The sequence below is a fragment of the Leucobacter luti genome, assembly GCF_050310065.1.
Lineage (GTDB): Bacteria > Actinomycetota > Actinomycetes > Actinomycetales > Microbacteriaceae > Leucobacter > Leucobacter luti_B.
On record NZ_CP190007.1, the window covers coordinates 52,584 to 69,136 of the forward strand.

A 16,553-nucleotide genomic window follows, 5' to 3' on the forward strand; every position below is an offset into this window, starting at 1 on the left:
GTCAGAAAAGTTGGATAATTTTATTACTTTGATCAGGCATTTTATCAAACAAACTTCTCAGAAGTCCCAATACTCGTCAGCAGCCGCGGAATCACGCGGATCTTCGGGGGTTGCAGCGGGGCCGTGCCCTCTGCGTGCCACTCGTGAAATATGGGCTCTTCGCATAATGGTGCGAGACCGTGGCACGCCCCGATGTTACCCGACGGACCCGGGAGGCTCTGCGAGCGTGCGTCACGCGCTCACCAACATCAGCGGTTGCTCAACCGTAGGAACCTCGATCTGTTCTACACCCGGCCCATTGCGATCCCACTTCGTGAAGCGGACAATCGTAGTCCTGGAATCTGCGCCGATCGGCCGGAGCTTTCGCGCCATCAATGACGCGAGCGTTTGATCGTGGGTCGTGACGATCATCTGCCGATGCGGTGCGATCTTTCGCAGTAAGTCCACGAGACCAAGTAGATGAACATCGTCAAGGTTCTGAAGCGGGTCATCCAGAATAAGTCCCGTCAGCGCGTGAGTCGAAAATCCGAGGTTGAAGGACAGGAACAACGCGACCGCAAGCGCGTTCGCCTGTGACGTCGAAAGAGTTCGACCAGGGTCCGTCACTTTGACACCCTCATCCTCGTCAATCAGAATCGGAACAAGCCTGTGCTTCCCGTATGACTGACGCGTGAGGATCTGAACCTTTCTGAACGTGGGATGTGGATCGATCGCAGCATAGAACTGCGCAAGGAGGGGCTGGAGCGAGTCGATCCGCTGAGTGACGAAGTTCTCGGCATCTTCCTTCAGCAGCCGTGCTAGCTGATCTGCGGATACACCCACCTTTCGCCTGCCATCGACCTCAGCACGTTTGTCTGCAAGAGTCTTACCTGCCGCAGCGATCTCCGCGTCAAGGCGCGAAACACGCTTACGCGCACCTTCAAGCGACGCGGCGGATTCGAACTCCATTCCTCTCTGCTCCAGGTCTGCGACAGCCGACGAACGATTGCGAAGCGCAGACAGTTCTGCTTCAACCAGTCGCACACCGACGTCCAGATTAATGTCTTCATCACCAATAGGTTGCCCATCGATCGGCGCAAGCTCCCGGAGTCTTGCCGCACGTGAACGGACAGTAGCGAGATACGCTGCTCTCTGCTCAGCGAGCCGATGGCTGCGTTCTTGAAGCTGCGAATGTGCCTGGATCGCGCTCCTGGCTGCTTCGTCGGCCTCAATCATCCTCACACGAGCCGCCTCAACCTGAGTAAGTTCATCAGGTCGCTCACTCGCAGAGACGATCTGGTTGAGTCGATTAGCGTATCCAGACTGATCAACCGACTGACCACACGCTGCACAGGTATCTGAGACATGACGAAGCAGGATCGTCGCCATTGATGCAAGATCATCGCGCACCGACTGGTTGCGCTGGAATGCATGTTCGAGCCGTTCATGCTCAACCCGCGACAGTTCACTTGCAGCGAGGGCCGTCTGCATGGCTACTTCAGCGTCTTTGCTGCGCAGTAGTACGTCCCGGATCTCATCCTCGTCGGGAATCGGTGTCGCCTCGACTTTCAGCTCCGCGAGGACAGCCTCCAGATTTGAAGCACGGTGCGCAAGTTCACTCCGCGTTCTGACTGTGACCTCCCTGAGGTGAGCAAGCGTGTGCTCATTGAGCGCAGGAGCCACCGGTAGGTCCTCTTGTGACGATTGAATCGTTCGGACGGCCGCGCACCACTCCGCCCAGCGAGCGAGTAGATCCGGAGACTGCGCACGATCGATCTCACTCGAAAGTGCAGTTCGAGCCCCGCTCAAATCCTCAAGACGTTCCTGCAAAGGTTCAAGCTCACCTTCGAGCTTGTTGACGGCTCGCACCCAAGCTGTCTTATGAGAATCGAGTTGGGTTGCAAAATCCTGCAATCGACCGGCGCCGACCATCTCGGCTACTGCCGCAAAGCGATCGGTGTCCTCGCGCCCAGTTAGGAACTGACGAAGCGACTCTTGACGTAGATAGATCGCCTCTACCATCGACTCTGCCACGGAATCGAAGTCTTGCTCAGCCTCCGCCCGCGCGATGTTCACTCGGATCCACTGCTCCGCTGCTGCGCCTCGAAGTACTGCGGATCCAACCTCAACTGTTGGCACCCACTCATGCTTCTTGGGACTCAACTCTGCCGGATTCCCCAACGACCGAGAGATAGTGATGACGTTGTCGCGGTCATTGAGCTTGAGGCTAACAGCGGTTGTCCCTGACGAAGTGTAGACGTTTCTCGGGCCCTCGCTCGATATATGCTGTCCGGTTAGCACCCAGGAGATGGCGTTACAGACTGTCGTTTTGCCGTAGCCGTTCGCGCCCACGATTACCACGACGTCCGCACTTAGGTCGATGTCAATCCGGTCAGCGACTCCACCAAAACCGGTGATCGATATTGAGCTCAGCCTCATTGCTTAGTCCTGTCTTCATTCGAATCCGGCAGACACGAATCGTAGAGTGCTTCGACGAGTGGTTGGCCATGACGATATGCGCGCAACAACACGTCGAGCATTGCTGCGTTCTGGCTGGTGAGTCGCGTCCGCTCAACGATCGAGTCGAGCGGGTCCTTCTGATGGAGCGATTCGGGAAGCGTCAGGTCAATCACTGGAGCCAGTGCTCGTCGAACCGCGGGGGCAACTTCCAGGGTGCCTGAAATCTGGACAGGGACATCATCTCCTGTGATTACAAGTTTGCGCAGCCGTCTTGTGTCTGTTCGAATGGCACTAAGCAAAGCCGCTTCGCCGCTCGGAACGGGATCTGCCGTCACTAGAACGAGGTACCCATCCCACGACTTGGGGTCGTTATTCACAAGCGCGGAGCCCAAGAGCCTGATGACGTGGTCCTGAGCGAGGAGCCAGGAGTCTTTCAACTCGTCGAACGTGTCATATTGCCAGACCGCTACCAGCGAATACTCATCTTCAAAAGCCATCGCTTCAGGTGGCCACGAGGCATAATGCTTGCGCGGAATCTGATGGATCCCGGATGCTGCAAGCAGTGCAACGATTTGGTCGACGATGTCCCCACCAGCGGTTATTCGATTCGCCATCACGCTAACCTCCTCCTAAATGAATCGGAGTCATCCTGGAAACGAAGCCGCGCGTCGTCAATTGGAATTGGAATGAGCGTGTCGGCTCCCCGAATCAGGTCCTCACTTGTGTCGCCCCGGATGAGATCATCAATCTCAAACTCAGCCATGCTCCGAAGCCCCGCGACGAGCACGTGCCTGACCCGCTGTTGCGGCGGCAACGCGTTGTTGCGCGCCATCAACCGTGAACTGAGCGCCGCCCAAGTTCGAACTCCTTGCCCATGAAGAAGTGTCAGAGAAACATCAGGAACGCCTTGCCCGCTGAGTCTTGCCCCGCTCTCTCCATCGAAGCTGACCTCACTTGTGCCTAGGACACGCATGACCCAGCCCAACCCAAGCAGGAGATCTGCGACACAAGTGCGCCGCGCCGTGTCGCCCTCACCCAGATAGTCGAACTTCTCCTGTAGCCACCGCGCACGATTTCGTCCCAGACGCAGCAGATCAAGGGAAGCCATCGCCTCCAGCACTTCTTCGAAGTTTTGAGGATCCAGCTCTGACTGTTCGGCAAGCAAAGACTGTCCAGCGACTCTTAGATGCTCGACCTGCTCTGCCAGTACACGATTCGCGAGAGCATCCATGAACCGCGTCCAGTACATCGGAACCGTATCCGACAGGTTGTCGCCGAGCGCCGCTGCAAACCTACTGTCCGGGTTCGGGTCCACGAGATAGAACTGCGATTGCGCGGCCATGGCCAGCCGCTTGACGCTGTCAGTAAGAACTTGCGCCGGACTCCCCAAACCCACGAAAACAGTTAGCGGTGCGGCAAGGTTAGTTGCTGCGATGACCTCTTCCCAGCCTCCACGCCATCCGTCGTCGAGAGCAGCCTTGCGCAGAACCCAGGACTCCTCATCTTGATCGACACTGCGGTGCAAGTAGATCACTGCGTGGGAGCCCACGTTGCCATGGTCCTCAGGGCCATGCACAAAGGTGACCGCGTTTGAGTTTCCCAACTGGCTGAATGCATTCTGCATCGCCAAGTCATAGTTAAGTGACAGGACGTGCTGGATCACGCCTTCCGTCAACAACGCCGCTGCAAGTAAATGCCCACGGTTTGGGCTCGCTGTCCGCCACTCATCCCGTGGTAGTCGGCGAGTCAACTCACGTTGCGACCCACGCCCCTTCTCGAACACGACGTCAGCCAGCACTGAGAGATCGCTCGGATCGGCACAGTCGCCATCCTGAAGCACGCCATCCTGCACCAACCGACGATGCGCATCCCGAGCATATGCTGCTCCAGTTTCTAAGCTAGTTGGCGCCTCGACAGAGACTCCGGCACCCACAACCAGGACAATCTTGCTTCCGCCGCCGTCTGCAGCTTGTCGAAGAAGTTCAGGAGGGAGAGCTTGAATCGAATCTTGTGCCAGGTCGGACCCAATGCGGTCATCTACCACGTTTGCGTTCAAGTTACCCCGACCTCGCCCTCAACGGGCTGCTGGGAAGCGCACCGTCACGTTTGCATATCCCCAGGTTATCGACAATCACCCCGATCTGCCTCCCGTATTGCGCGGCTTCGATTCCGTCGACACCCTCCGCTCCCAAGCGCGACACCAAAGCGTGGTCCGCACTCCCCGAGAACCCACGCTACTCAATGACGCGGCACACGGAGCCGCCTATAGCCGATCGGCACCACTACCCGTGATTTGCGGATTGCGGGTATTGGCACTTTCACATCGACCGCAAGATACGGCCACCAACGCTCCGTGGTTTGGAACGGCGCTCCTCAAGCTCACGCTTGACCTCGCCACGAAGTTGCCCGAGAGCGGCAGCGGCACGCAGACGCTCAATCCTTTGTGTCTCACCCTCCGCAGGGTTCCCTAACGCTTGAGGTGATTGAAGGCCATGCCGATCTCGGTAGGCAGCGACCACACGGGCCGCGCGGCGCCATTCTGTGGCCCGCCGTGTGTCCGTAGGTTCCTCACCGAGAGCCGCGACCCACTGTAAAGACTCAGCAATCGCAGCATCGAGGACAGCATCGGCGCGCTGTTCGATTAGGTCACGGCGTTCTTTGAGCGCCCGGCACATGTCGTCCGCCATCGGCCCGGTTGCCTCTGGAATGAGCCCAACAATGAGTCGAGCCTGCTTCCGATTGCGCCCCGATCCAGCGGGCCGCGCGGTCGCAGCGGCGACTCGATCTCGCAGAACTGCAGCAACGTCATCGACATCGTCGAATCCGCGGGCGCGCACGAGACGCGGCAGCAGCACGGCGAGGTCATGGTTGTTGGCTTCTGCACGTCTCAGTTCGGCGGTCAACGGTCCGAAGGCATCTGAGTCAATGACGTCCTCTGCTTGTGCATCGCCCAACCCGGAAGCACGTACGAGCGATGCCCACCGGTCCCGCTGCGCGGCAGCGGCGATCGTCTCGTACTCCGCCGCAAGCTGCGCGATAGTCCCCCAGGTCTCTTGCTCTGCCGCAAGGGTCTCGTGCGCAGACAGCTCGGCACCCACATGCTGGAGCACACCGCTCAGCACGCTCTGCGCAGTGGCCTCATCGGTGTCGCCGGGATGCGGGCCCGAGTGGGAATCGTCGGGCTTATCAACGGCGAGATAGGCAATGTTCGCCTCACGGCCACGGGTCATTGCAACGTAGAGGCTCTCACGCGTAAGCGAACCATCGACAAGTACGTGGGCCGTGTCGGTGGTGAGGCCCTGTGCTCGGAATGAGGTCACGGCGTATCCGAGGTCGACGTGCTCAGAAACATAGCCAGCGGGTAGCAGCAGGCTGGCGCCCCGATTGCGCCCTTCGCGTCGCACAAGCATCGAGCCGTCGGTGCGAACATCGAGAACGCGCCAACGGTCACCGTTGCGCACCCAGTTCCCACGCGCGCGGAGCCGACGATCATTCCTGCGTGTGATGACGATGTCACCGCTTGCCGCTTGTGTGCCGTCATGCAGGTCGGCCTCGCGCGGTCCACGCACCACACCATCGAGGATCAGGTCTGTCCGTGCACGAGTGTTGAGCATAGTGACCGATTCGTTCGAATCCGCTATGAGCACGGTCGTGCGCCCAGCACGTTGGTCGGCCCGCCATGCGGCGTACGCAGCCTCAGTCATCGCTTCGGTGCCGCCCTCGACGATGCGGTCGTGCTCCGCATAGATATCGAGCACTTCGGCATGGCCGTGGCGAAGATCGAGTGAGGCACGCTTCTCCCACTCGTGCGTGAACCGGTGCACGTCGACGAGTTCAGCGACGTCCTCACGATCGTTGGCGAGGAGTCCGAACGCTCCGCCTGCGTCCACCGCTTGGAGCTGGGCGTAATCCCCGACGAGCAGGACCTTTGCTCCGGCATCCGCAGCGAGCCGTGCAATGCGGTCGAGTGACAGCGTTCCGGCAAGGGATGCCTCGTCAATCATCACGAGTTGCTTCGCACTGAACGTTTCGCCCGTCTGGAGGTGCGTTTGCCACCATTTCGCGGTGTTCTCCGTCGCGATCCCGAGGTCCTCGCCGAGCACCTGAGCAGCGCCGGCAGATGGCGCGAGGCCAACCACGGAGCCGCGCCCGTGTGCATGCTCCCACGCACGCCGGAGCGCGTACATCGCAGTCGTCTTCCCGGCGCCAGCGGGGCCGACAAGTATGTCGACGACGCGCCCTGACACTGCGATTGCTGATAGCGCGGATGCTTGATCGGGTCCGAGCACCCGGCTCTCACTGTCGGGCTTCCGCGCGACGTGCTCGATTGTCGCCAGTGGGGTCGTGGGACCTGTCGTTGTGCGTGAGAGCTGCAGCAACCGCTCCTCTGCATCGAGTAGCTCTTCGGAGGAGAAGACCGTGGAGTTTCTCGGCCGGAACACCGACGACTCATCGGCTCGTCGGAAGACAGCGGGACTGGATGCTAGCTCGGGTGGCGTCAGCCTGAGAGATTCTGCCTCGGCCGCATCCACAACCATCCCGATCACTGCCTCACGGTCACGCGTGCTCGCAAAGCGATACCCCATCGTTTGCCGCGCCGCTTCGGCTGTGAGGTTCCACCGCCGCCAGGTGGAACGTTTCTCCCCCACTGCCGCGACAACGCTCAATCCGAGGTTCGCGACGACGTCGAGGGGGATGTCGTCAGCGCGCAACAGCAACGGCGCATCATGGGCAACGACTCTTCGAGCCCAAGCACTCGCTTCTTCCCCCAGGATCGCCCCGGCTTGTTCTCGCCACTTCTCGGTGAGGTCAGCGAGCGAATGGATCTCCTTCTCCGGCCGTGTGGCGAGTGTCGCCTGGGCGCGCAGCTTGATGATCGTCGCACTGGAGGGTTGCCTGCCATGCTTCTCGACGTACGCCGCGATGAGACGATCCTTTTCCTCGTCGATGTGCCTTGACCGAGATGAGAACGCGTCGACCAGGGCCTGCGGAACGGAAGCTATGCTCCATCCCGGATTTCGGTCGCGACCTCGCTCGCGAGGCTCCCACTCAACACCCAAGGCGCGTGTGAGGTGATCGGCGAATACGGCCTCGTGCAGTTCGGAGAGCGCGACGGTTGCGGCGTGCATCGGGCGGCTGTCGAGGCTGCGCCATTTGTTGTCGAGCACGGTCTGGACCTTGTTGCTGATCACGACGTGCGTGTGCAGATGAGGATCGCCCGCGCGCGAGTCGTAGTGATCATATGCAGTCGCGATCAGCCCGCGCACGTCGACCTGCGCAACCGCGCCTTCACCGGGGGTTGCACCGGCCCGCGTGGCCGCAACCTCCCGTTCCATGAACGCAACCAACTCTGCAACTGCTGCGTGGTGGGCATCAACGATGAGTGATTGCGTCCCGGCATCCGCGACCGCCCACAAGACCGAGGCAGCCTTCGGGATCGAGAACGTGTAGTCATAGCCCGCAACTGCTCGTCGAGTTCCCTTCGCTGACTCCTCGGCTTCTATCGATGCTGTTTCGCGCCCGCGCTCTGCGGCGCTCAGACTCAGCGGGAGTGCGGCGAGGCGCTCGGCAACCCGCTCCGCCCTTGGCTTGTACCGCGGGTACGCCCGCCCCAGGGGTTCACCCACGATGGGGTCACGACCCATGCCGATGAGGAGCTGGAGCTGCGCTTCGGAAACCTCGTCTCCCACATCAAGCTGACTATCTCCGAGCGCAGCGATTCCGCTCCCCATCCACCTACCCGGCGGTGTTCCGGTGGCGCTGTAGTAGCGCGTAAGCGGTGTCGATAGGTCGCGGTCACCGTCTCCCGCGGCGACGGTGCGCAGGAGGTACTTGTACCCGTCGCCAGCAGACATCAATCGCATCGACACCGTCACAGCCGCTCACCTTTCCTCCGTCAGGGAGGAGGTGAACACGCAGCATCGGCGGCGCCATGGGCTCGACGCGGGAGGGGACGTTCCTCGATCTGCCAGACGCGTGGCGGCTCAGGAAGCAGGGGCCGCAGCGGTCAACCGCTCAAGATCTTTGAGTGCCGCGAGGAGCACGTGCTGTGCGATCCGGGCTGTCTCGATTCTGGGCTCGAACCCTTCTTTCAACTGTTGTCGAGGGTGAATGTAGTTTCGAAAGTTCCGTACCTGATCGGCATGCTTCGATACATCGGGACTCAAGACTCCAACAGCCTGCGAGACGATGATCAACTCCCCAAGTGTCCAAGCATCGATGGGTTTGACGTTGCCCTTGGCCCTGGGGGCGCGCGGAGAACTGAGGAACTTCGCTGGATGCGATTGTGCCACTTCTGCGAGCAGGCCTTCCAAGGTGCTCCCCACGAGGAAGATGACCGCGAGCGGCGCTTCTGCGAGGAGGCATCGCTCGATTTCTGCCAGTCGAGCGGCAACGATCTCGGCTGTGGTCAAGGAGGTAGGCAGTGCCGCGAGATCAATGTCTCCGAAGTCTTCGTCGAGAAACGCTATGGCGTCAGCGGAGAGTGTTGGTCGATTCGACGATTCAAAGATTGGAACGACGGTGTCGAGGATATGTTGCTCATACTTCGACGGCTCGCTGTCTGTCCGAAGCTGAATGACTCTCCATCGTTCAATGAGGTCCAGGTTCAGTCTTGCGACGTCGCTGAACGGTTCTCGAGTCCAGATCTGGCGCAAGATGCTTGCTTTGGATCCCTCGTAATGCTGGTAGGGGTCGAACCCGATGCACCCCTCTACGAAGTCTGCGAATGACGCGTTGGTGAAGTCGAGCACGTAGCCCCCCGACATCGACAGGAGGTCTTCAAGCAGGGCTTTAGCAGCGTTGTCGAAAGGAGCCATGACTTGTTCGCCTCATTCGTCGCCGACGTCGAGGTCGTTGATGGTTTGCCGCTCCAATCCGAGGTGCTCGGCAATGTGGTCAAGGAACTTTGTTGATGTGAGGAACCACTCGGTGCCCCCACGACGCGTACGGGTACCGTGATGGTCCGCCATGCGGAGCCACTCGTGGAACTTTCTCTCAACGTCGTTGGACATGACCACCGGATAAATGCGAAGCAGGATCGGATCCTCGGGTAGCGCCGTAAACCTGCCCTGCGACCCCGCGCGATGCAATGCGTCACGGGATGAGTGCCCGACCTTCAGCAAGGTCTTCCCTGTGTCGGGATCGAAGGGGTACTTCAAGTAATGCGGCAGCGTATATACGTAGATGCCGGGTGTGCCTGCAGCCTCGGCCTCCACCGTTGCCTTCGCCGTGGCAGCATCTTCGGCTTCAGCGGCAATGCGGTCTTCCGCACGGACGGTCAACTGCTCTTCGAGCAGCATCCAGTCTGCCCTCAGCTCGGGCGAAAGGTCTGGTCGCTTCAGAAGCGTTCGAACGCGGCGCGCGGCCTGCAGCGCAAGGGTTGGCCCCGTCGGGAGGACTCCCTCGGTCAGGGCCGCAATCGTCACTCGGTTGTTGTATCCATAGTTCCCGGCCTTCGCACCAGCAAGCTCAGCTTGCTGCTCAAGCGTGAGTCCTTCACGATCGCCCCTGAAGGTGTCACCGAGGCGGCTCGACTCAGTTTCAAGAACGGCTTCAGCCTCGGCCTTCCTGTCGTACGAGGATCCGAGGTCGCTCATGCCGAGACCAGCTGCATCAAATCGGAGAAGTCAGTTACCACGTCATACGTGACACCACTGCTGTTCTGGGCATTGAGCATGGCGAAAAACTTGCGCGCGCACTCGATCTTCGCGTCCTCAACGCCCCTCAGTTCAAGAGTCGAGAGGGTGCCCTTCGTTTCTGCGACGAAGTAGACGTGCTTCACCGTCCCTTCCTGGAAAGCGATTGCCCAGTCAGGGTTGTAGTCGTCGAAGGGCGTCGGGATCTTGAAGCCGCGCGGAAGCTTTGTGAAGACTGATACTTCCTCGCTGACATCGAGCGCCGCCCCGAACTCGCGTTCAACCTGTGAGTCGTCGAGTACGTACTCGTAGACGTTCTTGTTGGGTGTGTGTACGGCCTTCGAAAGATCCTGAGCGGTCTGGTTCTCGGTAAAGATCGATGCGTTGTAGCGGTCTTTAAGGAGGTCGTACTCGATGTGCTCGACCATTGTTGCTGCGGCCTGCTCGCGGATCAACCGGGCGGCTTCCGTAATGAACTGCTCCGGGTTCTGTCTGAACTTGCCGAACGTGGCCGGTGTGATCCCGCGAAGGATGGTAGCAACAGTGCGTCGCGTCAGCTTGGTCTTTTCTGCAATCTCACCGATTAGGTCATAAGACACCGTGGAACTTGCGCTAAGCGTCGACTCCGACGACTTCGTTCGCGTGACCTTGAAGCTCTCTCCCGACTCCAGGTCTTCAGCTTCAATGACGTCCCGCTGGACTCCTTCGGTCACTACATACTGGAGTCGAGCCACCTCTAGAGACGCATCCAACGCTCGCACACAGTTGTCGATGAGTTCTCGCGAGTCGAACTTGACTTGGTACACGACACGGTGGTTGATCCGCGACCAGAGTTCCTGGAACTCCCGCTTGTTGAAGTTCACCTTATTCATCGGGATGGCTTTCGCCTTTCGGCCATCATCGACCTTCGGAGCCGCAATGTGGAGTGAGTCAATCAGATCTGCCACCTGGTAGAAGTACGGCTGGAGTGCCGATGGCAGAGCGGGAATCTCCGGGAGTTCACTGCGCCCGAGCCACCTGTCGGTGAGGTGCTGGTCGTAATCAATGAAATCGTGCTTGATGAGCCAATGTTGGAGTTGCTTCGCTTCTTCCAGCGTGACCCTGTGTTCGACCCCAGCGGCCACGTCGCGCAGAACAGCGCCCGCGAAGAACTCCGGTGTTGCCTGCCGCGGCCGCGCACTGAGCAGGCCGAGCGTCTCCTTCTGGAACCCGGCGACGAAGTCGACGTACGACTCTTCGGTGACGACAGTGAGCACGTTGATGTCGTGGACAGTCACAGGATCATCTGCGCGGTCACCGTTTCGGTCGACAGCGAGGCGAAGACCACGACCAACTTCCTGCCGACGTGAGTCACCGGCGGTGGCCTTCTTCAAGAAACCGAGGGTGAAAACGTTCGGATTATCCCACCCCTCCCGCAGCGCGGAATGACTGAAGATGAACCTAAGCGCGTAGTCACGGTCAAGAAGCTTCTCTTTGTCACGAAGGATGGCGTCATAAGCTTCGGCGTCCTTGGATAGGCCCTTGCCCTTCTCGTCCGACGCATCAGAGGCATCACTGTTTACCCAGCGTCCGGTCTTCTTGTCGACGGAGAAATATCCGTTGTGGATGTCGCGAATAGCGTCGCGTTCTAGGAATGACCGGTACGCCTCGCCTCCGTCCTCAAGATCGAGTTCGCTGAGTCGTTCTGCCTTAAGGGCCTCATACTCCTGCTCGAAAACACGCGCGTACTCACCGAGCCGGTCAGGTTGGTCATAATCCCGGTACTTCTGGACTTCATCGATAAAGAAGAGCGAGAGCACTTTTATGCCCTGTCCAAAAAGTTGCCTTTCCTTGTCCAGATGCGCGCGGATGACCTCTCGAATTTGGAGTCTCCGCTTCTGTTCGTCGGTCACATCATTGGTGATCTGACCACCTTGGAGTATTTGTCCATCGAGCATGGTGACGGTGTTCGCGATCGCGTCGATGTCATCAATGACGAGACCCTTGTACGCCTCAATGCCGCCAGAGATGTCGTGAAGTCGGTCCCCCTTCTTCATCTTGAACGTCTTCGGTTTGATGAGGCCGTTCTTCGACTGATGCTGAATCTCGATGCGCGCCTTCGGGAAATCTGCCCCCGTGCCGAGTTCGAGCCCATCGACGTAGAGATACGCGCTGCTGCCCGCGAGACCCTTTACGCTGATGCCACGCGCAGCGATCTTCTTGACGAGCTTCCTGTTGTAGGCGTCAAGAGCATCCAGTCGATGGACTTTGTTGTGGTCGATCGCGTGGGTCGCCGAATAGCGAAGCGCGAAGAGAGCGTTGAACCGCCCAAGTGCCTTGAGGGTTTCACTCGGTTTGGCAGGATTTCTTCCGAGGCGTTGGGGTTCGTCGATGATCAGGATCGGACGGTTCGCGGCAATCACGTCGATGGGACGACGGGACTTGAATCCGTCGAGCGTCTTGAACATTTTGAGGCCCGATGACTTGCCGGATCCACTGACATCCTGATCCGCCTTCTTCGCGTCACGATTAAAGTTCTGCGCGTTGATGATCATGACCTGAATCCCGGGATCCGAGGAAAACGTCTCGACGTCCTCCAGGTGCTCGGAGTCGTAGACGAATGATCTTGCCTGGGTTTCGTACTCAGCAAGGAAGTGGTCAGCCGTGATCTCGAAGGACTTCTTCACGCCTTCGCGGATCGCTACGCTCGGGACAACGACGACGAACTTCGACCAGCCGAACTGTCGGTGGAGTTCCATGATCGTCTTGATGTAGACATAGGTCTTGCCAGTACCTGTCTCCATTTCCACGTCCAAGTTCAGCCGAGCGGCCGGGCTGCCAATTAGCTCGCTCGACAGCGGTAATCCCCGCGTACGGCGCTGGACCGCCTGGATGTTTTCGAGGAGTTGGGTCGAGTTCAATAGCAGCGCGCTGTTGCCGTGCCCGGTCAGCGCCGCAGCCTCATCAACACCGTGCTCCAGCTCGGCAAGACCGCGCCGACCAGTCGTCCGACCAGGGTCAATCTTGTAGGTGATGTTGTCGGCGAATAGCTGCCGGTGCACGGCACGGAAGCAATCCACGACCGCCTCGACTGCGGCAGTCTGGTAATCCTGGACCTTGAAGTGCAGCTTCATCGAATCAAATCACCTTCACGTCAGTCTCAGGCGACAATTGCTCGAAGACCTGGTATGCGTTAATTGCCGCATCATCGGTTGCGAACCCAATGTCCTTAAACACGACCTTCTGTGTGTCGTCCGATGCAGCACGCTGCGCGAGCGCACGGATCAGTGTCTCGTCGAGTTGACCGTCGAAACACCCAAGTAGCGCGCCGTCATCAACGACGTAGACCTGATGTCCCTCAACGGTCTCCTCGTTGATCGGTGCTGAGAGGTCGAGTCCCCACGCGATGAGCACCTCGAACAAAACGTCCAGGCCACTGCGGTCGCCCTTCACGCTCTCGACGAGGTCGAGCAACGTGTCCTGATCCGTGGCGTCCGGGGTGGTCGTAATCTCTGCAAAGTTGCTTGTGTCGACCGTGAAGGCTCGGAAGCCGATGTCGCCAGCCCAGTCCGATGACTTGCTCTCCCCAAGAATCCGCTCCCCCGCTTTCCGAATTCGGATCTTGGTTAGCTCCGCGATGTTCAGCGGTTTATTTAGTTCCTGGAGGAACTTGATCGCGTTCTGGATAGTTGTCTTCGCCGAACCTGTTGCCGACTTGAGATTGTCTTCCAGCGATTCGGGAAGCTGCACCAAGATCACCGGACAGTTGAGCCCTGTACGCGAGCACAGGTCAAACACTGCTTCCGCAGTCGTGCCGGAGCCGGCGAAGAAATCCATGACAATGCCCTCTTGACCGTTGAGTACATACTCGAACAGTCGAGATAATTCGACATGATCCTTCGGGTTGTTAAAAACCTTTGCCCCCATCAGCTCACGCAGATGCCGCACAGCAACCTGAGACTGCTTATAGAAGTACGTACCGCGAACCTGCGTGGCCAATTCAGTATCTACGTCGACTTCGTCTTCGTCGTCACCTTCAGTAGGGCGCTCATCGTTCAGCGGCCGCAAATGTGCTTTGCGAAATGGCGGCTCAGAATGGTCTTCTCGAAACACGACGAGCCCGAGATCAATCTGCCGCTGCATCTCATTTGGGTCGCTGTAGATCCATCCGCGTTCTGGTACCCGACAAGGAACGCCGGTCACGGGGTGCACCACATCATATCGTGGGCCGTTTCCACCCGGCCACGAAATATCACGGTCACGCCATGGGCCGTTTGCGTCGATTCTCTTGTAACGGGACCACTTCTTTGCAGGGTCTGACTTGCTGAGACCTGCGAACCAAGACGCAATGTCTTTCTCAATTGAGGCATCGTCCGCGCCATGGAGGTCTCGAAGCCGCAAATACTCATTCCAAATTTCGCGCGCACCCGGCTTCTCTTCACGCCATTTGACTTGCTTCTCGCGCAGTGTCGACTTGGACTTCGCATAAACCATTACATACTCATGGCCCGCAGAAAACAGCTTCGCATCGTTTTTTCGGCCTTTCTCCCACACCAGCTGTGCGATGAAGTTCTGCTCACCGAAGACCTCATCCATGAGGCGACGGAGCGATGCCTGCTCGGCGTCGTCGATGCTCACCAGAATCACACCGTCCTGGGCGAGAAAGCGCTTCGCCAATCTGAGCCGCGGGTAAATCAAGCTCAGCCAGTCTGAGTGGAATCGTCCGTTGGCCTCGGTGTTCGTGGTCAACCGCTCGCCGACATCATTCACCTGGCCTGACTTCCACAGATACTCCTGCTTCGAAGAAGAGAAGTCGTCTCGATAGACGAGATCGCCGCCTGTGTTGTAGGGGGGATCAATGTAGATGAGACGGACCTTGCCAAGGTACGACTCCTGGAGCAGCTTCAGCGCTTCGAGGTTGTCTCCCTGGCTCTGTTGCAAAGATTGGCGGCAGTCAGAGGTAGGCTGTCGCTCTGCGCCGATCAGGCGGCTGCTGCGAAATGGTGGTTGAGCATGCCCATGGCCTCCGTCAGCGCCGAGGGCCCAATGCCAAAAGCTCTCTCCACAAGGCGCACCTCGCCCCTGATGCCGGGCTGCAGGCACCAGGGGCGAGCCTGTCCTTTGCGCAGGGCTCGCATGACTTCGAATCCCTTGATCGTGGCATAGGCCGTGGGGATCGATTTGAAACCGCGCACCGGCTTGATCAGTATCTTGAGCTTTCCGTGATCGGCCTCGATCACGTTATTGAGATACTTCACCTGCCGGTGGGCCGTCTCCCGGTCCAGCTTTCCTTCGCGCTTCAATTCGGTGATCGCTGCACCATAGCTCGGCGCTTTGTCGGTATTGAGCGTGGCAGGCTTTTCCCAGTGCTTCAGGCCTCGCAGGGCCTTGCCCAGGAACCGCTTCGCTGCCTTGGCGCTGCGGGTCGGCGACAGGTAGAAATCGATCGTGTCGCCCCGCTTGTCGACTGCCCGGTACAGGTAGGTCCACTTGCCCCGCACCTTGACGTAGGTTTCATCCAGGCGCCAGCTCGGATCAAAGCCACGCCGCCAGAACCAGCGCAGCCGCTTCTCCATCTCCGGGGCGTAGCACTGGACCCAGCGATAGATCGTCGTATGGTCGACCGAAATGCCGCGTTCCGCCAGCATTTCCTCAAGGTCGCGATAGCTGATCGGATAGCGACAATACCAGCGCACCGCCCACAGGATCACATCACCCTGGAAATGGCGCCACTTGAAATCCGTCATCGTTCCGTCCGTCCAATCTCCGCCAAGCATGCTCAAGCTTCACGATTTTTGCAACAGAGCCGTCGGGAGCGCCCTCCTTGACGCCGTCGAACAATTCACACTCCCAACTCTGGCAGTCCTCGCCATTGTCGTGACGGGCTGGCTGCTTATTCGCTACCGAAAGAGAGTCCACCCATGAATCGCACCACAGACAGCAAGCGCCCTCGCGACTGGGCGACGATCCCCAACGCCGTCACGCTGCTCCGGTTTGCGCTCGTCGCCCCGGTCGCGGTCCTCCTCGTGGACGGCTCGCGACCAGTGCTCGCCGTGGTACTCCTGGCGATCTTCGGGGCTAGTGATTGGGTCGACGGCGCCCTCGCCCGCAAGCTCGGCCAGACCAGCAAGACCGGTGCCGTGCTCGACCCGGTCGCTGATCGTATCGGTGTGGCCGTGATCGCATTGGCACTTGTCATGGCTGGCCACGTTTCCATCTGGGTTGCGCTCGGCATCGCAGCGGTAGATGTAGCGCTGGGTGTGACCTACCTGATGGTCCGCCCCAGCCATGCTCCCGAAGTGTCATGGATCGGAAAGATTCGCACGGCCGTCCTGATGGCAGGCATTCTGCTCGTCGGACTCGGAGCGATCCCGAACCTCCATCTATTCGGCGTCGCCGGTCAAGCATTCTGCGTCATCGGAGCAGCTCTCCACCTCCTCGCAGGAATCGGCTACCTCTCTTCCATCATGTGCGGCCCCCGCAAAGCATAAGATTGCC

The 16,553-nt window shown here is 59.3% G+C and carries 10 protein-coding genes; 1 reads left to right on the forward strand and 9 read right to left on the reverse strand.

Going from position 1 to position 16,553, the window contains the following annotated elements:
• Window positions 1–231 precede the first annotated feature (231 nt).
• From ACOPJ3_RS00220 to ACOPJ3_RS00260, 9 genes are all read right to left on the reverse strand, one after another.
• Complete coding sequence (locus tag ACOPJ3_RS00220; protein WP_427869865.1) at window positions 232–2,418, reverse strand: AAA family ATPase; 2,187 nt, start codon at window positions 2,416–2,418, stop codon at window positions 232–234.
• Window positions 2,415–3,056: a hypothetical protein gene (locus ACOPJ3_RS00225; protein ID WP_427869866.1), complete on the reverse strand. Its 642-nt coding sequence runs from the start codon at window positions 3,054–3,056 to the stop codon at window positions 2,415–2,417. Before ACOPJ3_RS00225 ends, ACOPJ3_RS00220 begins: the two co-directional genes overlap by 4 nt.
• Window positions 3,053–4,495: a hypothetical protein gene (locus tag ACOPJ3_RS00230; RefSeq protein ID WP_427869867.1), complete on the reverse strand. Its 1,443-nt coding sequence runs from the start codon at window positions 4,493–4,495 to the stop codon at window positions 3,053–3,055. The genes ACOPJ3_RS00225 and ACOPJ3_RS00230 overlap by 4 nt, the downstream gene beginning before the upstream one ends.
• A 262-nt stretch (window positions 4,496–4,757) precedes the next feature.
• Window positions 4,758–8,315 (reverse strand): MobF family relaxase, encoded by a 3,558-nt coding sequence (gene mobF / locus ACOPJ3_RS00235; protein WP_427869868.1) that lies wholly within the window; start codon window positions 8,313–8,315, stop codon window positions 4,758–4,760.
• Window positions 8,316–8,423: 108 nt separating this feature from the next.
• On the reverse strand, window positions 8,424–9,257 hold the full coding sequence (locus ACOPJ3_RS00240; RefSeq protein WP_427869869.1) for a hypothetical protein: 834 nt from the start codon (window positions 9,255–9,257) through the stop codon (window positions 8,424–8,426).
• 12 nt (window positions 9,258–9,269) lie between these two features.
• Entirely contained in the window at window positions 9,270–10,037 is a 768-nt protein-coding gene (locus tag ACOPJ3_RS00245) for a hypothetical protein (protein ID WP_427869870.1), read from the reverse strand.
• On the reverse strand, window positions 10,034–13,189 hold the full coding sequence (locus tag ACOPJ3_RS00250) for a DEAD/DEAH box helicase family protein (RefSeq protein ID WP_427869871.1): 3,156 nt from the start codon (window positions 13,187–13,189) through the stop codon (window positions 10,034–10,036). Before ACOPJ3_RS00250 ends, ACOPJ3_RS00245 begins: the two co-directional genes overlap by 4 nt.
• Before the next feature lie 4 nt (window positions 13,190–13,193).
• Window positions 13,194–14,996 carry a site-specific DNA-methyltransferase gene (locus tag ACOPJ3_RS00255; protein WP_427869872.1) on the reverse strand — a complete coding sequence of 601 codons (1,803 nt, stop codon included), beginning with the start codon at window positions 14,994–14,996 and terminating at the stop codon, window positions 13,194–13,196.
• A 41-nt stretch (window positions 14,997–15,037) separates the two neighbouring features.
• Window positions 15,038–15,802 (reverse strand): IS6-like element IS6100 family transposase, encoded by a 765-nt coding sequence (locus ACOPJ3_RS00260; RefSeq protein WP_001389365.1) that lies wholly within the window; start codon window positions 15,800–15,802, stop codon window positions 15,038–15,040.
• A 174-nt stretch (window positions 15,803–15,976) separates the two neighbouring features.
• Here ACOPJ3_RS00260 and ACOPJ3_RS00265 point away from each other — a divergent pair, with 174 nt between their 5' ends.
• Window positions 15,977–16,546: a CDP-alcohol phosphatidyltransferase family protein gene (locus ACOPJ3_RS00265; RefSeq protein ID WP_092919881.1), complete on the forward strand. Its 570-nt coding sequence runs from the start codon at window positions 15,977–15,979 to the stop codon at window positions 16,544–16,546.
• The last annotated feature ends 7 nt before the right edge of the window (window positions 16,547–16,553 follow it).